The 22,364-nt window shown below is 73.1% G+C and carries 20 protein-coding genes; 8 read left to right on the forward strand and 12 right to left on the reverse strand.

The window, feature by feature from the left end; all coding sequences use genetic code 11:
* Nucleotides 1-783 precede the first annotated feature (783 nt).
* Both ACVCAH_RS27935 and ACVCAH_RS27940 read right to left on the reverse strand, forming a co-directional pair.
* Nucleotides 784-1,251, reverse strand: a complete 468-nt coding sequence (locus ACVCAH_RS27935) for a hypothetical protein (protein WP_447139202.1) — start codon at nucleotides 1,249-1,251, stop codon at nucleotides 784-786.
* 477 nt (nucleotides 1,252-1,728) lie between these two features.
* Entirely contained in the window at nucleotides 1,729-2,097 is a 369-nt protein-coding gene (locus ACVCAH_RS27940; protein WP_447139203.1) for a hypothetical protein, read from the reverse strand.
* A gap of 25 nt (nucleotides 2,098-2,122) precedes the next feature.
* Here ACVCAH_RS27940 and ACVCAH_RS27945 point away from each other — a divergent pair, with 25 nt between their 5' ends.
* Together ACVCAH_RS27945 and ACVCAH_RS27950 are read left to right on the forward strand one after the other, a co-directional pair.
* Complete coding sequence (locus ACVCAH_RS27945; protein WP_447139204.1) at nucleotides 2,123-2,359, forward strand: hypothetical protein; 237 nt, start codon at nucleotides 2,123-2,125, stop codon at nucleotides 2,357-2,359.
* The gene (locus tag ACVCAH_RS27950) at nucleotides 2,340-3,761 is read left to right on the forward strand and encodes a tyrosine-type recombinase/integrase (protein WP_447139263.1); all 1,422 of its coding nucleotides are present in this window, start codon (nucleotides 2,340-2,342) and stop codon (nucleotides 3,759-3,761) included. The genes ACVCAH_RS27945 and ACVCAH_RS27950 overlap by 20 nt, the downstream gene beginning before the upstream one ends.
* Here ACVCAH_RS27950 and glnA read toward each other — a convergent pair.
* On the reverse strand, nucleotides 3,652-5,076 hold the full coding sequence (gene glnA, locus ACVCAH_RS27955; RefSeq protein WP_447139205.1) for a type I glutamate--ammonia ligase: 1,425 nt from the start codon (nucleotides 5,074-5,076) through the stop codon (nucleotides 3,652-3,654). The two genes, ACVCAH_RS27950 and glnA, sit on opposite strands and share 110 nt — an antisense overlap.
* 264 nt (nucleotides 5,077-5,340) lie before the next feature.
* Between glnA and ACVCAH_RS27960 the strand changes: the two genes are divergently transcribed.
* A complete protein-coding gene (locus ACVCAH_RS27960) occupies nucleotides 5,341-5,742 on the forward strand; it encodes an RDD family protein (RefSeq protein WP_447139206.1) in 402 nt (133 codons plus the stop codon).
* Nucleotides 5,743-5,930: 188 nt separating this feature from the next.
* Here the strand turns inward: ACVCAH_RS27960 and ACVCAH_RS27965 are convergent, their stop codons facing one another.
* On the reverse strand, nucleotides 5,931-6,620 hold the full coding sequence (locus tag ACVCAH_RS27965) for a DUF4191 domain-containing protein (protein WP_447139207.1): 690 nt from the start codon (nucleotides 6,618-6,620) through the stop codon (nucleotides 5,931-5,933).
* A gap of 208 nt (nucleotides 6,621-6,828) precedes the next feature.
* Here ACVCAH_RS27965 and ACVCAH_RS27970 point away from each other — a divergent pair, with 208 nt between their 5' ends.
* Both ACVCAH_RS27970 and ACVCAH_RS27975 read left to right on the forward strand, forming a co-directional pair.
* Nucleotides 6,829-6,999: a hypothetical protein gene (locus tag ACVCAH_RS27970; protein WP_447139208.1), complete on the forward strand. Its 171-nt coding sequence runs from the start codon at nucleotides 6,829-6,831 to the stop codon at nucleotides 6,997-6,999.
* Nucleotides 7,000-7,109: 110 nt separating this feature from the next.
* A complete protein-coding gene (locus ACVCAH_RS27975; RefSeq protein ID WP_447139209.1) occupies nucleotides 7,110-10,004 on the forward strand; it encodes a helix-turn-helix transcriptional regulator in 2,895 nt (964 codons plus the stop codon).
* Nucleotides 10,005-10,278: 274 nt separating this feature from the next.
* Here ACVCAH_RS27975 and ACVCAH_RS27980 read toward each other — a convergent pair whose 3' ends face one another.
* Both ACVCAH_RS27980 and lipA read right to left on the reverse strand, forming a co-directional pair.
* On the reverse strand, nucleotides 10,279-11,919 hold the full coding sequence (locus tag ACVCAH_RS27980; protein WP_447139210.1) for a hypothetical protein: 1,641 nt from the start codon (nucleotides 11,917-11,919) through the stop codon (nucleotides 10,279-10,281).
* A 52-nt stretch (nucleotides 11,920-11,971) separates the two neighbouring features.
* Nucleotides 11,972-13,024, reverse strand: coding sequence for a lipoyl synthase (gene lipA / locus ACVCAH_RS27985; protein WP_447139211.1), 1,053 nt, complete (start codon nucleotides 13,022-13,024; stop codon nucleotides 11,972-11,974).
* 355 nt (nucleotides 13,025-13,379) lie between these two features.
* On the opposite strand from lipA, the gene aspS reads away from it, so the two are divergent.
* Nucleotides 13,380-14,666, forward strand: a complete 1,287-nt coding sequence (gene aspS, locus ACVCAH_RS27990) for an aspartate--tRNA(Asn) ligase (RefSeq protein WP_447139212.1) — start codon at nucleotides 13,380-13,382, stop codon at nucleotides 14,664-14,666.
* 34 nt (nucleotides 14,667-14,700) lie between these two features.
* Here the strand turns inward: aspS and nadE are convergent, their stop codons facing one another.
* The 4 genes from nadE to ACVCAH_RS28010 form a co-directional block, all read right to left on the reverse strand.
* The gene (gene nadE, locus ACVCAH_RS27995) at nucleotides 14,701-15,525 is read right to left on the reverse strand and encodes an ammonia-dependent NAD(+) synthetase (protein ID WP_447139213.1); all 825 of its coding nucleotides are present in this window, start codon (nucleotides 15,523-15,525) and stop codon (nucleotides 14,701-14,703) included.
* Between the two features lie 19 nt (nucleotides 15,526-15,544).
* Nucleotides 15,545-15,937: a VOC family protein gene (locus ACVCAH_RS28000; RefSeq protein ID WP_447139214.1), complete on the reverse strand. Its 393-nt coding sequence runs from the start codon at nucleotides 15,935-15,937 to the stop codon at nucleotides 15,545-15,547.
* 6 nt (nucleotides 15,938-15,943) lie between these two features.
* Nucleotides 15,944-16,582, reverse strand: coding sequence for a lipoyl(octanoyl) transferase LipB (gene lipB / locus ACVCAH_RS28005; protein WP_447139215.1), 639 nt, complete (start codon nucleotides 16,580-16,582; stop codon nucleotides 15,944-15,946).
* A gap of 62 nt (nucleotides 16,583-16,644) precedes the next feature.
* Nucleotides 16,645-18,465, reverse strand: a complete 1,821-nt coding sequence (locus ACVCAH_RS28010) for a DUF2079 domain-containing protein (protein ID WP_447139216.1) — start codon at nucleotides 18,463-18,465, stop codon at nucleotides 16,645-16,647.
* A gap of 242 nt (nucleotides 18,466-18,707) precedes the next feature.
* On the opposite strand from ACVCAH_RS28010, the gene ACVCAH_RS28015 reads away from it, so the two are divergent.
* The gene (locus tag ACVCAH_RS28015; RefSeq protein WP_447139217.1) at nucleotides 18,708-19,901 is read left to right on the forward strand and encodes an extracellular catalytic domain type 1 short-chain-length polyhydroxyalkanoate depolymerase; all 1,194 of its coding nucleotides are present in this window, start codon (nucleotides 18,708-18,710) and stop codon (nucleotides 19,899-19,901) included.
* A gap of 50 nt (nucleotides 19,902-19,951) precedes the next feature.
* On the opposite strand, the gene ACVCAH_RS28020 is transcribed toward ACVCAH_RS28015, so the two are convergent.
* Both ACVCAH_RS28020 and ACVCAH_RS28025 read right to left on the reverse strand, forming a co-directional pair.
* The gene (locus ACVCAH_RS28020) at nucleotides 19,952-20,851 is read right to left on the reverse strand and encodes a TIGR01777 family oxidoreductase (RefSeq protein ID WP_447139218.1); all 900 of its coding nucleotides are present in this window, start codon (nucleotides 20,849-20,851) and stop codon (nucleotides 19,952-19,954) included.
* Between the two features lie 58 nt (nucleotides 20,852-20,909).
* Nucleotides 20,910-21,908 (reverse strand): aldo/keto reductase, encoded by a 999-nt coding sequence (locus ACVCAH_RS28025; RefSeq protein ID WP_447139219.1) that lies wholly within the window; start codon nucleotides 21,906-21,908, stop codon nucleotides 20,910-20,912.
* A gap of 53 nt (nucleotides 21,909-21,961) precedes the next feature.
* Between ACVCAH_RS28025 and ACVCAH_RS28030 the strand changes: the two genes are divergently transcribed.
* Nucleotides 21,962-22,324, forward strand: a complete 363-nt coding sequence (locus ACVCAH_RS28030) for a MerR family transcriptional regulator (protein ID WP_447139220.1) — start codon at nucleotides 21,962-21,964, stop codon at nucleotides 22,322-22,324.
* Nucleotides 22,325-22,364: the final 40 nt, after the last annotated feature.

Below are 22,364 nucleotides of genomic sequence, written 5' to 3' on the forward strand. Positions count from 1 at the left end.
GGGACCGTGGGTCATTCGAGCACCGTACTTTGAGTAGCTTAGATGGCGACGGCCGCGTGCAGGGCAATCAGCACTACTGGGCAGGTAGATGAGTCCGTCCTGGTTGACCATGGACACCCGTGTGGGGGGTCGCCCGACCCCTGGGGGTCGCCGGAGGGGGAGTTTCGGCCGGGACAGCGAGGGTCTCGGTTGCACGCCGTTTGCGTGCAACCCTCCCCCCACCGGGTCTCTGTGATCTCGCGATGCGAGATCACGATGTTTGATATGAGCCAACTCATCGATCAGTCGTCATGTCGATGTGCATCGACATGATGGTCATCGTGGGGGTGCACGTGGGTGTACTGGTGCAGTGGCACCACCCTGCCCGGCGGGGTGCCCAGGGTTGCCGGGGTGCCGCGCTGCCGGGTGCCGGGCGCGCGCGCCCAGGGCCAGGTTGGCGCTGGTGGTCCTGGTGCCGGTGCTGGTGTTCGTCAGGGTGTTCGTCAGGGTCTAAGCCGTGTTCGGCCATGGTCTACGTCGCCCCGCTGAGACGGGACGCCCCCCGGTTTTGCAGGCACGCCCCGGATCGCAGGCACGCCCCCTGGGTATGTCCCGCAAAGGGGTAGCCCCTTCGAGCGGACATACCCCCTATCGACGTTGCCCCTGCAACGCGGCCGTTATGGGAGGGTAGCCCTTTGCGCGGGGAAGGGTGGGGGCTTGTCCCCGGCCCCCTTTTTTGCGGCCCGCTGAGACGCACGCTAACGAGATCAACTCACCATGCCGGGCTGTTGCGTCGCCTCCAGATCAGATGCGGTTCTTCACCGTGGTAGACACCCGGCCGTCCTTTTCGGCTGCCTCGCAGGTCAAGCTCACCGAGTTCTCGACGGTGGGCATGAGCGGGGCCATCATGGTGTATCGCATGGTCCCGTTCACACCCCAGCCATTGTCGGTCTCCCACGTCTCCTGCAGGTCGACGCCCTTCACGATGATGATCAGGCGATCACTGTCGCTGTTGCTGACACGCCTGTGGGCTTCCCGCTCAATCGCAGTACGGCACTCCCGCTGCGCGGTCTCCTTCGACAAGCCCGCCGCACGGACCCGCCACACGACGGCGGCGGTTGCCACGACGGCGACGGCTGCCACGACGAGCAGCACGATCCCCGCGCCGGCCGCGATCCACAGCCAGCGCCGCCGCTCGGCCGGCGGCGCCGGCGGCGGGGGCGCGGGCGACGGGGCGAGGCCGACGGGGAATCGATGCAAATCGTCGTTCACTAGCTGGTCCTTCCGGGCTGTTCGTAAAAGGCAGGGCAGGAGTCGGACGGCGAAGCTTCTACCCGCGCATCTCAATAACCGGGATGGGCCGTGTCGGGTGATGGTCAGCGGCGATGCCTCGGCGCGGCGGCTGATGAAGCCGCCGCGTCTAGTGGCTTACTTCGAAGTCGTTTCCGGCGGATCGGCAGGGTCTACATCGCCTGCCCCGCGCCGTAGGTGGATGACGATGCCCGCCGGACCGGCCGCGATGGCTAGCGGGGCACCGACGAACCGCAGCGCCCAGGGACAACACGGCTGGTGGGTGACGGTGACGGTGAGCACGGGCTCGCCGGTGATCCCGCTCTGCCGATGGAAGGACAGCGACGTCTGCCGGACAGTCGGGACAGGCGTTGGCTGCGACCTCGGTTTTGATCATCGGGTTGGTGGTCACGTAGATGTATCCCTTCATCGAGAACGGCAGGGCGTCGTCGGGGCAAGTCACCAGAGGGGTAGCTCCTTCTCCCCCGAGTCGAGCCTTGACGCCGTCGCCGACCGGCACTCGGGGCACCGGTCGACTCCGACGGCGCGCATGATCTGCCGATCGCAGCCGGCGCACGGTCCCCAGCCAGCCGATTCCGAAGGGAGCACCGAAGGGAGCGAAGGGAGCAGGGTTTCGGACTGTGCACTCTTCGCTCCCTTCGTGCTCTCTTCGTCGTCGGCCAGTCGCCACATCCAGCCGGCGTCGAAGTGGTCCTTCTCCGACTTCACACGGGCGCGGCGCTTGGCCCGCTTCAACGTGTCCTTGCTGAATCCGGCCTTGTCGCCGGCCTTGTAGACGTCGTTGGCTTCGGCCTCCCCGCCGGCCAACTACCAGGTGACACCCGAGGGTCCGGTGACCACACCGTCCACCGTGCGGCGGTGGATTCGCGGGCACTCACCGCTCAGTGGCTTCGACGACGGTGCGTCGGTGCTGCGGTTCTTCAGCCACGCGCCCAGCAACGAGGCGGAGGAGTTCCTGCTGCGCGACCTTGGGCGCGGCCTCGCCCGGCTGATACCCGAGAGTCCTCCTGCCCGTGACCAACGTGATGATGATGATCTGATTGGAGACGGTGACGATGGCCGTCGATGACCTGTGGTACCTGAGCAAGCGCGGCCCGGACGGCAAGCGTCTACCGAGTAAGCGGCACGGGCGGGGGAAGCGGTACCGGGTCCGGTGGACCGACCCGAAAACCGGGCGGCCGGTGACCCAACTCTTCGAGAAGAAGGCGGCGGCCGAGGCGCACGATGCGAAGATGCGGGCCGACGTGGCTCGCGGCACGTACAAAGACCCGAAGGCTGGCCGGGTGACGCTGGCTGAATACGCGCGCGGCTGGCTAGACGCGCAGACGTGCGACCCGGCAACGAGGGAGGCGCTGGAGATCCGCTTCCGGCTGCATATCCTTCCGGCGCTTGGCCACCGGGAGCTGCGCGACCTTGAATCACACCCATCGATCATTCGTTCGTGGGTTCGCGGACTCAGGAACACCCGTGATGACCGGGCCATGGCGGCGAGCACGGCGAAGACCGTGTTCGCGAACCTGTCCGCAGTCCTGTCGGCGGCAGTCGATGACGAGAAGATTTCGCGGAACCCGTGCCGGGTCAAGTCGGTGAAGCCACCGGCACCGGAGCGGCGGAAGGCCGTCCCGTGGTCGTACGACCGAGTCGAGGCGATTCGGTCGGGCCTCGCCGACCGGTACGCGGCGACCGTGGACTGTGGCGCTGGCATCGGACTGCGCCAGGGTGAGGTCCTTGGCTTGGCGGTGGAGGATGTGGACTGGCTGCGCCGCGTCGTTCACGTGCGTCGACAAGTGAAGCAGATTCGCGGTCGGCTGGTGTTCGCGCTGCCCAAGGGGCAAAAGGAGCGTCAGGTGCCCCTGACCGAGCCGGTGGCGCTGCGGCTGGCGGCGCACCTGAAAGCCTGGCCAGCCCGATCGGTGACGCTGCCGTGGGGCGTGCCGGACGGCAGGCCGGTCACCGCAAACTTGATCTTCACCAGCCGGGAAAGCAAGGCGGTCAACCGCAACTACTACAACGCCCATCTATGGAAACCGGCGCTCGTCGCGGCCGGTGTGAGCCCGAAGCCGAAGCCGGGGGAGAGGTACGCCCCGTCGCGGGAGAACGGGTTTCACGCGCTGCGGCACCGGTACGCGAGCGCAATGCTGGCCGATGGCGTGGACATCCGGGAGCTTGCCGAGTACCTCGGTCACGACGACCCCGGATTCACCCTGCGGACGTACACGCACCTGATGCTGTCGGCGGAGGAAAGAGCACGACGGGCCACCGGTCGCGCGTCCGGCGCGGCGACCGATGGCCCGTCGTCTGTACCCAATCTGTACCCAGGGGTCTGCGCGGCGCATAATCCCTGGTCAGAGCGTTGTTACCTTAGCAGTCGAAGTACATCGCGAACTCGTGCGGGGTCGGGCGCAGGCGCACCGGGTCGACCTCGTTGGTCCGCTTCCACTCGACCCAGGTCGAGATCAGGTCCGGCGTGAAGACGCCGCCGTCGAGCAGGTAGTCGTGGTCGGCCTCGAGCGAGTCGAGCACGGCCGACAGCGAGCCCGGCACCTGCTTGACGTCGCCCCACTCCTCCGGCGGGAGGTCGTAGAGGTCCTTGTCGATCGGGGCCGGCGGCTCGATCTTGCTCTTGATGCCGTCCAGGCCGGCCATCATCATCGCCGAGAAGGCGAGGTAGACGTTCGCCGACGGGTCCGGGACCCGGAACTCGACCCGCTTGGCCTTCGGGTTGCTGCCGGTCACCGGGATGCGGGTGCAGGCGGAGCGGTTGCGCTGCGAGTAGACCAGGTTGACCGGCGCCTCGAAGCCCGGCACCAGCCGGCGGTACGAGTTGACCGTCGGGTTGGTGAAGGCGAGCAGCGACGGGGCGTGGTGCAGCAGGCCGCCGATGTACCAGCGGGCGGTGTCCGACAGGCCGGCGTACCCGGTCTCGTCGTAGAACAGCGGCTCGCCGTTCAGCCAGAGGCTCTGGTGGGTGTGCATGCCGGAGCCGTTGTCGCCGAAGAGTGGCTTCGGCATGAAGGTCGCGGTCTTGCCGTTGGCCCACGCCTCGTTCTTCACGATGTACTTGAAGAGCTGGAGCTGGTCGGCCGCGTGCAGCAGGGTGGAGAACCGGTAGTTGATCTCGGACTGGCCGGCGGTGCCCACCTCGTGGTGCGAGCGCTCCACGGTGAACCCGGTGTCGACGAGCCGGCGCACGATGCTGTCCCGCAGGTCGGCGTAGTGGTCCACCGGCGGCACCGGGAAGTAGCCGCCCTTGTACGCGGTCTTGTAGCCGCGGTTGCCGCCCGGCTCGTCGCGGCCGGTGTTCCAGGCGCCCTCGATCGAGTCGATGTAGTAGAACGACTGGTGCGCCGAGGTCTCGTGGCGGATGGAGTCGAAGATGTAGAACTCCGCCTCCGCGCCGAAGTAGGCGGTGTCGGCGATGCCGCTGGCCGCCAGGTAGGCCTCGGCCTTCTTGGCCACGTTGCGCGGGTCCCGGCTGTAGGCCTCGCGGGTGAACGGGTCGTGGATGAAGAAGTTGAGCGCGAGGGTCTTCTGCGCCCGGAAGGGGTCGATGAAGGCGGTGGCGACGTCCGGGAGCAGGAGCATGTCCGACTCGTGGATCGCCTGGAAACCGCGGATCGACGACCCGTCGAAGGCCAGGCCCTCGGTGAAGAAGGCATCGTCGACGGACTCGACCGGCAGGTTGAAGTGCTGCATCACGCCGGGCAGGTCACAGAAACGTACGTCGACGAACTTCACGTCCTCGTTCTTGAGGTATCGCAGGAGTTCCTCGGGATTGGCGAACACACGTCCTCCTGGCACGTCCACGGGTGGCTAGGCTCTTGGCGACGCTATGGCCGCGCGGTTGCCCGGCCATGTCTTGAGTGTTTCTGCCGTGTTACGTCCCTCGCGCAGCGTCATCCGCGCCGCTCAACCGGGGCTGGGCGGCCGACCGGGAGCAACCGGCTGTGCCAGTGTATGGACACTTGACATGGTTGGTCCCTTTTTGCGCGGTGGGTACGGCTGATCCCACCCGGCCGCCCTCCATACCGCCTACTACCCTTGATCGCTGTGACCACGCCGCATGACCGCCCTGCACCGCCCGCCGCGGATCCCGCATTCACCCCGCCGAGCCTGGGGCGCCGGTTCGGGGCGCTGGTCATCGACTGGGTGCTCTGCCTGCTGGTGTCGAACTTCTTCGCCGACCCGGTACGCGACGGCTGGGCGCCGGTGCTGGTGCTGATCCTCGAGTACGGCTTCTTCCTGGGCCTGTTCGCGCAGACCCCGGGCATGTACATCACGAAGGTCCGCTGCGTCGCCTGGGCCGACGGCGGCCGGATCGGCCTGCTCCGCGGCCTGCTGCGGGGCCTGCTGCTGGCGCTGGTGGTGCCGCCGCTGCTGATGGACGAGCACCGCCGCGGCCTGCACGACCGGCTCACCGGCTCGGTCGTCACCGACGCCCCCCGTCCCTGACCACGTCCGCCGCGCCGCGCCCGGCTCCGCTGTGCCGGATCCTGGCGGCGCCATGATCGGCTGTCCCCGGGCAGGTCGCTGACCGCGGGTCCGCCCAGCTCACCGTCAGACGATCGAGGACCACCGGAGGCCGCGCGGACGGCAGGAGCCGGGGCCGACCGGCCCCGGCTCCTCGCGTACGTGGTGGGTCAGCGACCGCGCGTCTGGCGGAAGGCGCCGCGCGGCGGCCGCATGTTCTTCGGGACGGCGCCCTTGGGCATCTGCGGCCGGGCGGTGAGCGCCTTGAGCCGCTTGTCCAGCGAGTTGACGTCCTTGCCGCTGAGGTTGCGCGGCAGCCGCATCAGCGTCATCCGCAGCTTGCGGATCGGCAGCTCGCCCTCCTCCTGGCCGATCACGTAGTCGTAGAGCGGCGCGGAGCCGATCACCTTGGCCAGCCGGCGCTTCTCCTGGCCGAGCAGGCCCCGGACCCGCTGCGGGTTCCCCTCGGCCAGCAGGATCACCCCGGGACGGCCGATGACCAGGTGCACCATGTCCATCTGGGTGGTGGAGCTGACGGCCGGGGTCACCCGCCAGTCGCCGCGCATGCTCTCCATGATCTGGGCCGCCGCGCCGGGCTGGCCCTCGGCCGCGTTCATCATCGCCCGGTTGGACCGCAGGTTGAGCACGATCAGCAGCGCCAGCAGGGCGAACAGGATGCCCACCGGCAGCCAGACCCAGCCCCAGAGGACGACCGCGACGACGGTGAGCGCGAGCGGGATCAGCACCGCGGCGGCGGCCAGCGGCGCGAACCACCTGTCCTGCTTGGCGGTGAACTTGAACACCATCCCGATCTGCTTCAGCCGCTGGCCGAACGAGACCTTCTCCTGGGGCTTTGCCATGCCCCAGAGTCTAGTGGTCGGCGCCCGTCGGGTTGATCCGCGGCCGGTGGTCGGTGGACTGAGTACCTTACGTCGCCGACCGGCCCGGTGAGCCCCGGCGTAAGGAGGGGGAGCGGCCGAAGATCAGGCAGCGTGCCCATGCCCCGGTGGCACCTTCGCGCGGAGAGTCAAGGTCAGCAGATGACACGACGCACGACAGGAGCCCGACATGTTCGGCAACGACGCGGAATTCCTTCTCTCCCTGCACCGCACGCACGCCGCGGAGCTGCGCGCCGAGGCGGCGGCGGACCGGCTCGCCCGGTCGCTGACCCGGCGCGGAACCCGGGGCTGGCTCGGCCGCCGCCACCAGGCGGGCAGCACCGACGACGCACGCCGGTGACCGCCCCCGCCCCGCCGGCGGCCGGCCCCGGTGCCGAGCCGCCGGCCGAGCCGCCGGCCGGGTCGACCGGCGGCGCCGGCGGCGGCGCCGGCCGTGGCATGCTCGGTGCCGTGACCGCACGCGCCGCCAGCAGCGTCCTCGTCGGCCGTCAGAGCGAACTGACGGCCCTACGCGACGCCCTCGCCCGGGCCCGCACCGGGGAGCCCACCACGGTGCTGGTGGGCGGCGAGGCCGGGGTGGGCAAGACCCGGTTGCTCGAGGAGTTCGGCGGGCTGGCGGGCGTCGCCGGCGCGCGGCTGCTGATCGGTCAGTGCCTGGAACTGGGCGAGGCCGGCCTGCCGTTCGCGCCGTTCGCCGCCGCGCTGCGCGAGGTGCTGCGGCACGACGGCCCCGGCGTCCTCGACGGGTACGAGGCGGAGTTCGCCCGGCTGCTGCCGGAGCTGGCCCGGTTCCCGGCCGGAGCCGCCGCGCCCGCCCCCCTGCCGATCTCCGACGCCCCGCGCGGCTACCTGTTCGACCTGGTCGCCGGCCTGTTCCACCGGCTCGCCGCGGCCCAGCCACTGGTGCTGGTGATCGAGGACCTGCACTGGGCCGACCGGTCCACCCGCGACCTGATCGGCTTCCTGGTCCGGGCCGCCCGCACCGCCCGGCTGCTGCTGGTCTGCACCTACCGCACGGACGAACTGCACCGCGGGCACCCGCTGCGCCCCTTCCTCGCCGAGCTGGACCGCGCCCGCGGCGTCGAGCGGGTCGAGCTGGGCCGGCTGGACCGGGACGGCACCGCCGCGATCCTGGCCGACCTGCTCGGCGCCGAACCGGCCGCCCGGGCCGTCGACGACGTCCACGACCGCACCCAGGGCAACCCGTTCTTCATCGAGGAGCTGGCCGCCGCCGGCGACCCGATCGGCTGCGCCGCACTGCCGGACACCCTGCGCGACCTGCTGCTGGCCCGGGTGGACCGGCTGCCCGACGCGGCCCAGCGGGTGCTGCGCATCGCCGCGGCCGGTGGCACCCGCTTCGCCCACCAGCTGATCGCCGAGGTAGCCGGCCTGCCCGAGGCGGAGCTGGAGGACGCCCTGCGCGCCGCCGTCGCCGCCCAGCTGGTGGTGGCCGACCCGGACGGCGACTACGAGTTCCGGCACGCCCTGGTCCGCGAGGCCGTGCACGACGAGCTGCTCCCCGGCGAGCACGCCCGGCTGCACGCCCGGTTCGCCGCCGCCGTCGAGGCCCAGCCCCACCTGGTCCCCGCCGGTCGCGCGCCGGCCGAGATCGCCCACCACTGGTACGCCGCGCACGACCACCCCCGGGCCCTGGTGACCGCCCGCGCGGCCGCGTCCGCCGCCGCCGAGCGGTACGCGTACGCGGAGCAGAGCCGGCTGCTGGAACGGGTGCTGGAGCTGTGGGAGCTGGTGCCCGACGCGACCGACCGGCTCGGCATGGACCACCTCGCGGTGCTGGAGGAGACGCTGACCGCCGCCACCACCGCCGGCGACTACAAGCGGGCGCTGACCCTGACCCGCGCCGCGCTGGGCGAGGTCGACGCCGCTGCCGAGCCGCTGCGCGCCGCCCGGCTGCTCGACCGGCACGCCCGGATGCTGGCCATGCTGGGCAAGGCCGACGGCGCCGCCGAACTGCGGGAGGCGTACCGGCTGGCCGGCCTGGTGCCGGACGGGCCGGAGCGGCTGCGCCTGCTGGCCGGGATCACCGCCCAGCTGGCCCGGATCGATCCGGTGGACGGCACCCGGCTCGCCGGCGAGGTGCTGGCCACGGCGGAGGCGGCCGGGATCGACGCCTCGCTGCTGCCGCTGCAACTGGCGGTGCTCTGCCGCCGCGACGGCTCGGCCGACCTGGGGCTGGCCGACCTGCGCCGCGCCGAGGAGCTGGCCCGGGCCGCCGGCAACCCGGAGGCCCTGGTCAGCGCGTTGGTCTACAGCTCCGACGCGCTCTTCGAGCTGGGCCGCTACGCCGAGTCGGCGCAGGCCGCCGCGGACGGGGTCAGCGAGGCCCGCCGGGTCGGGATCAGCCGCTCCACCGGCGCGTACCTGCTCTCCAACCAGGCCGAGGCGCTGCTCGCCCTGGGCCGGTGGACGGAGGCCGAGGAGGTCTGCGCCGAGGCGGCCCGGATCGACCCGCCCGGCGTCTCCGGCCTGCACTGGCTGCAACTGCGCGCCGGGCAGCGACTGGCCCAGGGCCACCCGGGCGCGGACGAGGCGGTCGGCCGGGCGTTGAGCTTCCTGACCCGCCCCTACCTGCACCCGCACCAGCGGTTGCCGCTGCTGGAGCTGCGGCTGGAGGCGGCGCTGGCCGCCGACGACGGCACCGAGGCGCGGCGCGCGGCCGAGGCGGCGCTGACCGACCCCGCCCTGTCCAGCTGCCCCCGGTACGGCTGGCCGTTGCTGACCGCCCTGGCCCGAACCGCCCGGTGGCTCGACGACGCGCCGCTGGCCGCCCGGGTCGCCGCGCTCGCCGCCACGGTGCCGGTCCGCTTCCCGGCCGAGCGGGCGCACGCGGCCGAGGTCGCCGCCACCGTCGCCGGCGGGGACGACCCGCTGGCCGCCTGGCGGACGGCGGTCAGCGCGTGGCGGGCCGACGGCCAGCCCTGGCCGCTGGGCCGGGCGCTGCTGTCGCTGGCCGAGGCGGCCGCCGCGGCCGGGGAGCGGGACGAGGTGTCGGCGGCGGTGGCCGAGGTCGCCACGATCGCCGACCGGCTCGGCGCGCCGCCGCTGGCCGAGCAGGCCGCCACCCTGGCCCGCCGGGTCGGGCTGCGCGGCGCGACCCGGGGCCGCCCCGGCGCCGACCTGCTCACCCTGCGCGAACAGGAGGTGCTGCGGCTGGTGGCCGAGGGGAACAGCAACAGCCGGATCGCCGAGCAGTTGTTCATCTCGCCGAAGACGGCGAGCGTGCACGTCTCGCGGATCATCGCGAAGCTCGACGTGAGCAACCGGGTCGAGGCCGCCGCGCTCGCCCACCGCCTCGGCCTCCTCGCCGAACCCGCCACCCACTGACCCCCCACCCACCCTGAGGGCTCGCGCACGTTCACGGAAAGAGTGGCCATGACGCGCGGAACAGCCACTCTTTCCGTGCACGAGCGGCTCTCTCCGTGCACGAGCGGCTCTCTCCGTGCACGAGCGGCTCTCTCCGTGCACGAGCGGCTCTCTCCGTGCACGAGCGGCTCTCTCCGTGCACGAGCGGCTCTCTCCGTGCACGAGCGGCTCTCTCCGTGCACGAGCGGCTCTTTCGTGCACGAGCGGCGGGCCGCTCGGGGCGTCGGGATGGAGGTCAGCGGCGGGGCAGGTAGATCCGCCAACCGTCGACGGTGACCAGGTCGAGGCGGCCCGGTTCGGCGCGCATCCGCTCGTCTAGGCGGGCGGCCAGCGGCGAGCCGGCCGGCGCGACCCAGGCCGGCGCCGCGGCCCGCTGCACCGCCTCCCGGTACGGCAGGTAGCGGTCGTGACCGGGGCGCAGGTCGTCGCCGACCACCGCGCAGACCACGTCCTCGGCGCTGGCGAAGGTGAGCCGGTTGCAGGTCCAGTAGCCGCCGTACACGTGCCGGACGCCGCGCTCCCGCAGGGCGGACACGAGTCCGGCGTGCCGGGCCTCGGCGGCCTGCGCGGCCGGGGCGGTGCGGACCGCGCCGGCCGTGGCCACCGCGGCGGTGCCGACGCCCGCCGCGAGCACGCCGACGGCCGCGACCCGGAGCGCCACCGCAGGCCACCGCGCCGCGGCCGAGGTGGCCGACCGGAGACCGGCCCCCCGGGCGGCCGCCCAGAGCGGCCAGAGCAGGGCCGGCAGCGAGATCAGCAGGCAGGACAGGTAGCGGGAACTCTCCACCGGGGTCAGCCCGGCCGCGCTGCTGCCGGCGTACGTCGCGAGCGTGGCGACGCCGGCCACGACGAGGGCGAGCCGCACCGCCGCCCCCACCCGCACGTCCACCGTCCCGCGCCGGGCGGCGGTGCGACCGGCGCGGAGGGTGTGCCAGGCGGTGGCGGCGGCGATGACGGACAGCACCGGGAGGGCCGCCGCCCACCACAGCTGCCAGCCGGCGCAGTGGCTCGGCGAGCAGAAGCCCATGCCCAGCGGCGGCCCGAGCACCAGCGCGCCGTGCAGCCGGTCGGCCCAACCGGCGGGCTGGTCGGCGCCGCCGGCGGTCAGCACGGCGGCGAGCGGGTTACGGCCGGCCAGCAGGCTGTGCCCGAGCAGCGGGGCGGCGCCGAGCACGGCGGCCAGCCCGAGCAGCACCCCGGCCCGGCCGCGCAGTTCCCGCCACCGGAACCCGACCAGCACCGCGCCGGTGGCCGCCACGTACGGCAGCACCAGCGGGTCCACCCAGACCATCAGCCCGGCGAGGAACCCCCAGGCCGCCCAGCGGGGCAGCCGCCGGCCGGGCCCACCGGCGGCCAGGTCGTACGCCAGCAGCGCGAGCGCCACCCCGGCCGGGTTCATCTCGGGGTAGCCGCCGCCGGCGATCAGCTGGTTCTTGACGATCCGGTCCGAGCCGAGCGCGAGCAGCGCGACCACCAGCAGGGCGAACCAGCGGTCCCCGGTGAGCCGCCGCGTCAGCCGCCAGGCGAGCAGCAGGAACACCGCGTACAGCGCCAGGGTGGGCAGGCGCAGCCCGAGCAGGGACGGCCCGGCCAGCGCGAACACCGGCGCGGCCAGGTACGCCTCCAGGGTGCCCATGTACGCCTGGCCGTAGAACCAGACCGGGAACTCCCGGCCCTCGGCGATGTGCAGCGCGGCCAGGCCCATGGTGGCCTCGTCGCTGTTCGTGGGCGGGACGTCGTGCAGCAGCAGCCAGAGGCGGTAGCCGACCCCGGCCACGATCGCCGCCACGGTGAGCAGGATGGGCAGCCTCGGCCACGGGGAGCCCGGCAGCGCGCCCGGCGCGGCGCGGTGCTGCTGGCGTACCCCCGTGGTCATGGGCCGATCATGGCACCCGGTCGGCCACCGGCAGGGCAGCGGTGCCGGCGGGTCAGCCGGCGGTGGCGACCGCGGCGCCCTTGCGGGCCTCGAGGGCCTGCTGGTAAAGGCGGCCGGCCCGGTACGACGAGCGCACCAGCGGCCCGCTCATCACCCCGGCGAAGCCGATCTCCTCGGCCTCCTCGCGCAGCTCGACGAACTCCTCCGGCTTGACCCAGCGGGTGACCGGGTGGTGCCGGGTGGAGGGGCGCAGATACTGGGTGATGGTGATCAGCTCGCAGCCGGCCTCGTGCAGGTCGCGCAGCGCCTGGGAGACCTCGGCCCGCTCCTCGCCCATGCCCAGGATCAGGTTGCTCTTGGTGACCAGGCCGGCGGCACGGGCCTGCCGGATCACGTCCAGCGAGCGCTCGTAGCGGAACGCCGGGCGGATCCGCTTGAAGATCCGCGGCACGGTCTCCACGTTGTGCGCGAGCACCTCGGGGCGGGATCCGAACACCTCGGCGAGCTGCTCCGGGACGGCGTTGAAGTCGGGGATCAGCAGCTCCACGCCGCAGCCGGCCTGCAGCGCGTGGATCTGGCGCACCGTCTCGGCGTAGAGCCAGGCGCCGCCGTCGGGCAGGTCGTCCCGGGCCACCCCGGTGACGGTGGCGTAGCGCAGGCCCATCGCGGCCACCGACTCGGCGACCCGGCGCGGTTCGTCGGCGTCGAACTCGGCCGGCTTGCCGGTGTCGATCTGGCAGAAGTCGCAGCGCCGGGTGCACTGGTCGCCGCCGATGAGGAAGGTGGCCTCCCGGTCCTCCCAGCATTCGTAGATGTTGGGGCAGCCGGCCTCCTGGCACACGGTGTGCAGCCCCTCGCGCGAGACGAGCCCGCGCAACTGGGTGTACTCCGGGCCCATCTTGGCCTTGACCTTGATCCACGGCGGCTTGCGCTCGATCGGCGTCTCGGCGTTGCGCGCTTCGATCCGCAGCATGCGCCGCCCCTCGGGGGCGGGCGTCGCGGTGCGCGCGGCCGGGCCGGTCGTCGGCGCTGAGTGCTCGATCGTCACGAATCCGAGCCTACGCCGGACGGCCGCCGTCGATGTACGTCGGGCGACCGGCGTCACGCCGCCGGGCTTGTGACGGTCGACACCCGGCCACTGTGAAAAGGCGTCACATCCGAGCCGGCCGGCCTGCTACCGTCCCCGGCAAAGCTGTGACGGAGCCGAGTACCGGGCCGATCCGCCAGTCCAGAGAGCCGCCGATTGCTGCGAGGCGGTCTGGCGCCGGCCCGCGAAGACCCTCCCGAGCTGCGGGAAGAACGGCGCCTGCGCCCAGTAGACCCCGCCCGGCTGGCCCCGGTCACCAGGCGACGAACGAGGCCCCCGTTCGCGGGGGCGAAGGTGTGGTGGCACCGCGAGGTTCCCGCTCGCCCACACCTCCCGGGGATCGCGTTGCGACCAGACCGAGGAGGTAAACGCCGTGCAACGCATCCTGTCCCACCAGCTTCCCGCCCATGTCGGCGCGCCCGTCCGGATCGCCGGCTGGGTGCACCGCCGCCGACTGCTCAAGTCGGTGGCCTTCCTGATCGTCCGGGACGCCGCCGGGCTCGCCCAGGTGGTGGTCACCGACCCGGCCGTCCGCGCCCAGCTGGCGGCGCTGACCGAGGAGACCGTCGTCGAGGTCACCGGCACAGCGGTCGCGAACGACACCGCGCCCGCCGGGGTCGAGGTCACCGCGCCGGTCGTACGACCGCTCGGCCCGCCCGCCGAGCCGCCCCCGTTCGACCTCTACCGGCCCGCGCTGACCGCGACCCTGCCCACCCAGCTCGACCACGCGCCGGTAGCGCTGCGCCACCCGACCCGCTCGGCGGCGCTGCGTGTCTCGGCGGCGGCGGTGGCCGGCTTCCGCGCCGCGCTCGACGCCCGCGACTTCGTCGAGATCCACACTCCGAAGGTGGTCGGCTCGTCCACCGAGAGCGGGGCGAACGTGTTCGGGCTGGACTGGTTCGGCCGGCCCGCGTACCTGGCCCAGTCGCCGCAGTTCTACAAGCAGCTGATGGTGGGCGTCTTCGAGCGGGTCTACGAGGTGGGGCCGGTGTTCCGGGCCGAGCCGCACGACACCGTCCGGCACCTGGCGCAGTACACCTCGCTCGACGCCGAGCTGGGCTTCGTCGCCGACCACCGGGACGTGATGGCCGTGCTGCGCGACGCGCTGGCCGGGATGCTGGGCAGCGTCACCGAGCGGGCCGGTGCCGCGCTGGCCGTGCTGGGGGTCACCGCCCCGGCGGTGCCGGCGGAGATCCCGGCCGTGCACTTCACCGAGGCGCTGAAGATCGCCGGCGCGCCGGCCGACGAACCGGACCTGGCCCCCGCGCACGAACGCGCGCTGGGGGAGTGGGCGCGGCGCGAGCACGGGTCGGAGTTCCTCTTCGTCACCGGCTACCCGATGGCGAAGCGGCCGTTCTACACCCATCCGGACCCGGCCCGGCCGGCCTACTCCAACGGCTTCGACCTGCTCTTCCGCGGCCTGGAGCTGGTCACCGGCGGGCAGCGGCTGCACCGGCACGCCGACTACCTGGCCGCGCTCGCGGCGCGCGGCGAGCCGGTCGAGCCGTACGCCGGCTACGTCGACGCGTTCCGGCACGGCATGCCGCCGCACGGCGGCTTCGCCATCGGCCTGGAGCGCTTCGTCGCCCGGCTGACCGGCGCGACCAACGTCCGCGAGGTCACCGCCTTCCCGCGCGACCTGCACCGGCTCACGCCGTGACCGGTGCGCGGATCAGGTCCCGCCCGCGGGCACGCTAGGGCGCGATCGGGAAGCGGCGCTTGTGGTCCGTGGCCCGGTAGCGGGCCACCAGCGCCGCCTCCACCTCCGCCGGGACCGGCCGGCCCTCCAGGTAGTCGTCGATGTGCTCGTACGCCAGGCCGAGCGCGTCCTCGTCGAGCCTGCCGGGAGCCAGGCCCTCCAGGTCGGCGGTGGGCGCCTTGCCGACCAGTTCGGCAGGGGCGCCGAGCGCCGCGGCGAGCGCGCGGACCCGGCGCTTGGTCAGCCCGGTCAGCGGGACGACGTCCGCCGCGCCGTCACCGTGCTTGGTGAAGAAGCCGGTGACCGCCTCGGCCGCGTGGTCGGTGCCGACCACCAGCCCGCCCGCCGCCCCGGCCACCGCGTACTGGGCGATCATGCGCTGCCGGGCCTTGATGTTGCCGTGCACGAAGTCCTGCTGAGCGGCGTCGCGGAAGGTCAGCCCGCCGGCGACCAGCGCCTCCAGGGCGGCGTCGGCGGCCGGCTTGACGTCGACCGTGAGCACCCGGTCCGGCCGGATGAACTCCAGCGCGGCCTGCGCGTGGTGTTCGTCGGCCTGCACCCCGTACGGCAGGCGCATCGCGACGAAGACGGCCGGGTGCCCGGCGTCGCGGGCCCGTTCCACGGCGAGCTGGCAGAGCCGGCCGGCGGTGGTGGAGTCCACGCCGCCGCTGATGCCGAGGACCAGCGCCGCCAGCCCGGTGTCGACCAGACGGTCGGCGAGGAAGACGACCCGGCGCTCGATCTCCTCGGCGGCGTCGAAGGTCGCCGGCACCTGGAGCTCCTCGGCGATCCGCCGCTGGGTCGACAGCACGTCGGTCATCGGGATTCCGTTCTCCGTCTCAGGCGGGACCGAGCAGGTCCCAGAGGTTGCCGGCGAGGTCGCGGAAGACGGCGACCCGGCCGTACGACTCGGTGCGCGGGGGTTTCACGAACTCCACCTTCGCCTCGACCATCCGCCGGTAGGTGGCGTCGAAGTCGTCGACCTGGAGGAAGAAGCCGACCCGGCCGCCGGTCTGCGCGCCGACCGCCTCCTGCTGCCGCTCGCCGTCGGCACGCGCCAGCAGCAGCCCGGTCCCGCCGCCCGGCGGGCGGACCACCACCCAGCGCTTCGGTCGGCCGTCGTTGGTCAGCGAGGGCTTGTCCTCCGCCAACTCGAAGCCGAGCACCTCGGTGAAGAAGGCGATCGCCGGGTCGTACTCGGCGACGACGAGGGTGACGAGGTCGATCCGCACGGCCGGTCAGGCCAGCAGCGCCGGCAGCCGGCGCTCGACCACGGGCAGCACGTCGGCGACGGTGACCGGGCGGCCCAGCTCGGCGGTGAGCGAGGTGACCCCGGCGTCGCGGATGCCGCACGGCACGATCCGGTCGAAGTAGCCCAGGTCGCAGTCGCAGTTGATGGCGAAGCCGTGCAGGGTCACCCCGCGGGCGACCCGGATGCCGATGGCGGCGACCTTGCGGGCCGGGCCCCGGTCGTCCTCCGGCACCCAGACCCCGCTGCGCCCCTCGACCCGGCCGGCGGTCAGCCCGAACTCGGCGCACACGTCGATCAGCAGCTGCTCGGTGCGGCGGACGTAGGCGACCACGTCCACCGGGTCGGGCAGGCGCAGGATCGGGTAGCCGACCAGCTGCCCCGGGCCGTGCCAGGTGATCTTGCCACCGCGGTCCACGTCGACGACCGGGGTGCCGTCCACCGGACGGTCCCACGGCTCGGTGCGCTTGCCCGCGGTGTAGACGCTCGGGTGCTCCAGCAGCAGCACGGTGTCACCGCGCTCGCCGGCCACCACCGACTCGTGCAGCCGGCGCTGCTCGTCCCAGGCGGCCTGGTAGTCGAGGACACCGGCGCGGACGGCCGTGAGGCCGGGGGTCGTCGTGGTCACGGTGTCCAGCGTAGTCCCGTACTCGCCGGTCACCTGGGGTGAGCCGGCTCACCACGGGCGGCTCAGGCCGGCGGGACCCGCCACAGCCAGACGTCGTCCACCCGCTGCGGCTCGCCGAGCAGCGCGGTCACCGTGCGGCGCACGGTGTCCTCGTGCACGTCGTACTTCGCCCCGTGCACCCGGTCCGGCAGCACCACCACCTCGACCCCCCAGTACCGCAGGTCCGCGCGGACCGCGGTGACCGAGCCCGCGGTGATGATCGGCGTCAGGCCGTCCCGGCCGGCCTGATCCACCAGGGCGTCGAACGTGCGGGGGACCGGGCCGATCCGGCCCCGGCCGTCCGGGCCGCCGGGGCCGAGGAAGAACCCGGACGGGATGGCGAACTCGCCCTGCCGGTGGGAGAGGGCGTACGCCTGCCAACGCTGGCCGTCCGGGTAGACGTCCAGGGTCAGCGGCACCGGGGTGAGCACCCCGCCGGGGGAGACGTGCTCCCGCCAGGTACCGGCGGTGATGAACCGCGGGATCGGCTCGCGCTCGGTGGTCAGCAGTGGCGCCGGCACCAGCGGCACCAGCGCCACGGCGAACCCGACCGCCCAGGCCCGCCGCGCCGACGGGCGCCGGGGCGGGTCGGCGCGCAGCCGGTCTACGGCGTGCGCCAGCAGCAGCCCGATCATCGGGGCCACCACCAGCGCCAGCCGCGCGGGCAGGGCGGCGTTCACCACCGGCAGTTGCCCGACCAGGTCGAAGGGCATCGGCAGGTCGGTGCGGCGACCGTCGACCTTCGCCTCCGGCCCGAAGGAGAGCACGGTGAAGACCACCGCGGTGACCCCGATCGCCCAGAGCGTGGCCCGACGGCCCGGGTCCGCGCGCCGCCACACCGCCACGAAGCAGGCCACCGCGAGCAGCAGCAGCGGTACGCCGAAGAACGAGTTCTCCTCGGTCGGGTTCGGCGCCAGTCGGGTGCCCAGCCCCACCTCACCGGCGAGCGACCGGCGCGGGTACGCCCCGTACGCGGCCACGTCCTCGGAGTGGATCACCGCGTCGAAGCCGGTGCCGTGGAAGCGCTGCGGGCCGGCGAAGTGCAGCCAGAGCGGGTAGGCCAGCAGCACCCCGGCGACCACGGCGGTCACCGCCAGCCCGCGCAGGAAGGTCGGCAGTGCGGCCCGGGCCTGGGCGCGGCGGGCCGGGTGCAGCGCCCAGACGGCGAGGAAGACGCCGAGCGCGAGGGCGGTGAAGAAGAGTCCCTCGGCCGCGATGGAGAAGGCGATCGCGACCAGGACGCCGAGCACCATCCCGTCGCGCAGCCAGTGCTCCGGGCGGCGCAGCGCGAACACCCGCCAGACCAGCAGCGGCACCAGCCAGCCGGCGGTCCAGTTCAGGTGGGCGTTGGCGTGCGAGACCATGCCGGGGGAGAAGGCGATGAACAGCGCGCCGACCGCGGCGGCCAGCGGGCTGCGCACCAGCTGCCGGGAGAGCAGCCAGTACCAGGCCAGCGCGGTGGCGGTCAGGTTGAGGGTGAGGATCACCAGGAACGTCGCCGGCGGCCCGATCAGGTAGGTCAGCGGGGCGAAGACCGCCGCGTACACGGTGATCGAGGTGTTGACCGCGAGGTTCACCCCGTCCGGCACGTTGATCAGGTACGTGAAGAACGGGTTCTCCCCGTGGGTCAGCGCGTGCCCGCCGAAGGCCAGCAGCCACTCGAAGAGCGCCTGGTCGCTGGAGTTGACCGTGATCGTGCGGACGTTCGGGTCCCGCCACAGCCCGCTGGTCACCCAGACGGCGAGAGCGAGCGCGGCCAGCGCCACGAACAGGTCGGCCCGCCGGTCGCGGGCGACGCGCGGCGGCGAGGCGGGCGAGGGCGCCAGGGACGGGGAGATCGGCACGCAGCGGACGTTACCAACCGGACCTGGACACGCCGGTCAGACCCGAGGGCTCGGCGGCTGTGTCGGGCCACCCGGGCGCCCCGCCCTGCCGACCGGCCGGAACGCCGGCCGGCGAAGCCGCCGCACACGTCGATCACGATGAATGTGTGAGCGTGCCCCATGTCACACCATCGACACATCGACGTAACGTCGCGGCAATTCGCGGGTGACCCAGTTCACAATCCCCCGTCAGGAGGCCCCCCGTGCGCCGCTCCCCATCCCTGCTCGCCCGCCTCACCGGCGCCGTCGCCGGCGCCGTGCTCGTCGCCGCGGCGGCGTTGACCGTCGCCGCGCCCGCCCAGGCCGCCAGCCTCACCCAGGTCACCGGTTTCGGCTCCAACCCCGGCAACCTCGCCATGTACGCCTACCGGCCGGACAACCTGCCGGCCAACGCGCCGGCCGTGGTGCTGCTGCACGGCTGCACCCAGAACGCCGCCGGCTACTTCGCCAACTCCGGCTGGCAGAAGTACGCCGACCAGTGGAAGTTCGCCCTGATCGTGCCCCAGCAGTCCAGCAGCAACCAGCCGCTGAGCTGCTTCAACTGGTTCGTCGAGGGGGACATCACCCGGGGCCAGGGCGAGGCGCTGTCGATCAGGCAGATGGTCGACTACGCGAAGAACACCTACGGCACCGACGCCAAGCGGGTCTTCGTCAGCGGGCTCTCCGCCGGCGGGGCGATGAGCGCCGTCATGCTCGCCACCTACCCGGACGTCTTCGCCGCCGGCTCGGTCATCGCCGGCCTGCCGTACCGCTGCTCGCCGCCGGCGTCGACCAGCACCTGCCAGTACAGCGGGGTGGACAAGACCCCGGCCGCCTGGGGTGACCTGGTCCGCGCGGCCTACCCCGGCTACTCCGGCCCGCGGCCCCGGGTGTCCATCTGGCACGGCACCTCCGACTCGACGGTGGTGCCGGCCAACGCCGTCGAACTGCGCGACCAGTGGACCAACGTCCGGGGCGTCCCGCAGACCCCGACCAGCACCGCGTCGCTGCCCGGCAACACCAGCCTCGAGGTGTACGGCAACAACGACGTCCGCCTCTACCGGGTCTCCGGGATGGGCCACGGCACCCCGGTCGACCCCGGCTCCGGCGCCCAGCAGTGCGGCAGCACCGCCGCGTACTTCCTGGACACCATCTGCTCGACCTACCGGGACGCGGTCTTCTTCGGCCTGAACGGCGGCGGGACAGACCCGACGCCCACCAGCCCGACGCCGACCCCGACCAACCCGCCCACCTGCGTCACCGCCAGCAACTACGCCCACGTCACCGCCGGCCGCGCCTACCACTCCGGCGGCTACGCCTACGCCAACGGCTCCAACCAGCGGATGGGCCTCTACAACACCTTCAACACCAGCACCCTCAAGCAGACCGGCCCCAACTACTGGGTGATCGGCTGCTGACCCCCTGAGGAGGAGGGCCCTTCCCGACCCGACGGGCAGGGCCCTCCGCGTCACTCGGTGAGGGCGGCGCGCAGCGCGCTGGGCAGGTCCGGGTGGCGGTAGCTGAAGCCGGCGGCGGTGAGGACGCCGGGCAGCACCCGGGAGCTGGACAGCGCCTCGGTGGAGAAGCCGCCGAGCGCCACCTTCAGCGCCAGCGCCGGGATCGGCATGAACGCCGGGCGGTGCAGCTGCCGGGCCAGCTCCCGGGTGAACTCGGCGTTGGTCGACGGCGCCGGACCGACCATGTTGACCGGTCCGGCCACCGTGTCGGAGTCGAGCAGGAACACCGCCGCCGCCAGCCAGTCCGCCATCGAGATCCACGGCCACCACTGCCGGCCACTGCCCAGCTTGCCGGAGACGCCCAGCCGCATCGGCAGCAGCTGCGGCTTGAGCATCCCGCCGTCGCGGTGCAACGGCAGCCCGATCCGCAGCCGCACCACCCGTACGCCGGCGTCCTCGGCCGGCCGGGTGGCGGCCTCCCAGACCCGGCAGACGTCCGCCAGGAAGCCCTCGCCGGCCGGCGCGTCCTCCTCCACCGCCCGGTCGCCGGTGTCGCCGTACCAGCCGACGGCCGACGAGTTGAGCAGCGCCTTCGGCCGGTCCTCCGCGGGCAGGCCGGCGATGGTGATCGCCAGCGTGGTGGTGGTGTCCACCCGGCTGGACCGGATCACCTGCCGGTACTCGGCGTTCCAGCGCCGGTCGCCGACGCCGGCGCCGGCCAGGTTGACGACCGCGTCGGACTCGGCGACCAGCGCCGGGTCGAGCTGCGCCGCCGACGGGTTCCACTGCCGCTCGCCCGCGCCGCGTGCCGGCCGCCGGACCAGCCGGGTGACCTGGTGCCCGTCGGCGGCGAGCCGGTCCACCAGCCGGGTGCCCAGGAAGCCGGACGCGCCGGCCATCAGGATCCGCATGCTCATATCTTCGGATACGGACGGCGGCCCGGATGCGTTGAGCCGGGTGGACCTTCTCTCATCCCACCGGCGCCGGCCGCAGGTCGGCGAGCAGCCGCTCGACCTCGGCGTACGCGCCGGCGGGCAGCGGGCCCAGCGCGAGCGTGGCGTAGTTCTCCTCGGCCTGCGCGACCGTGCGGCAGCCCGGGATCGGCACCGTCCGGGGGCTGCGGGCCAGCAGCCAGCCGAGCGCGCCCTGAGTGAGGGTACGGCCGTCCGCGGTGAGCGCCGCCCGGATCTGCTCGACCCGGGCCTGCCACGCCGGCGTCGGGCGCCCGTCGGTGAACCAGACCAGCCACTCCGGTGCCATCCCGCGCACGTCGTCCCGGCCGACCGCCCGCTGCGAGCCGGTGAGCAGCCCCATCGCCAGCGGCCCACGGTTCAGGCTGGCCAGGTCGTACGCGTCGCAGACCGCCAGCGTGGCGGCGTTGTCCAGCAGCACCGACTGGTCGTGCTGGATCGCCGCGCAGTGCGGGCCGGCCTTCGCGAACGCCTCGGCCGAGGCGGGGTTGTCGGTGCTCCACCCGTACGCCCGGATCTTGCCCTGGCCGACCAGGTCCTCCAGCGTGTCGACCACGTCGAGCGCCGCGGTGGCCGGCAGGTCGTTGATGTGCAGTTGGTAGAGGTCGACGTGGTCGGTGCCGAGCCGGCGCAGCGACTCCTCCAGGCTCCGCACGCAGTAGGCGGGACTGGCGTCGGTGCCGGTCCACCGCCGGGTCGCCTCGTCGGCGCGGTTGCCGAACTTGGTGGCGATCACCGCCCGGTCGCGGCGGCCGGCGAGCGCCCGGCCGAGGACCCGCTCGCTGTGCCCGGCGCCGTAGTTGCTGGCCGTGTCGAAGAGGGTCACGCCCGCGTCGAGCGCGGCGTGGATGGTGCGGACGGACTCGTCGTCGTCGACCTCACCCCAGCCGAACGGCTGGCCGCCGTCGCCCCACAGTTGCCCGCCGATCGCCCAGCACCCCATGCCGAGCGCGCTGACCTCGATCCCGCTGCGACCCAGTGTCCGTGTCATCGTCATGCGCCCAGCTTTCAACCTGGAGCGCGCTCCAGGTCAAGCGCTAGGCTGCCGCCATGTCCGGCTACGCCCCCTCCGAAGCCGCCCGCCGCAGCGGGTTCAGCCTCGACACCCTCCGGTACTACGAGAAGATCGGCCTGCTCAGCGGCGTCGGCCGCACCTCCGGCGGCCGGCGGATCTTCACCGACGACGACCTCAGCTGGCTGGTGCTGTTCCGCTGCCTGCGCGACACCGGCATGCCGATCGCCGAGATGTGCCGCTACGCCGAACTGGCCCGCGAGGGCGACCACACCGCCGGCGAGCGGAAGGCGCTGCTCCAGCGGCACGCCGAGCGGGTCGAGGAGCAGATGCGCCTGCTCCAACGCCAGTACGACCACCTCCGCGAGAAGATCCGCTTCTACGAGCGCCCGGCGGACTAGGGGTGCGCAAAACGCCTCATACCTGGCGGAAAGGGGGAAA

Source organism: Micromonospora sp. LZ34, from assembly GCF_052981855.1.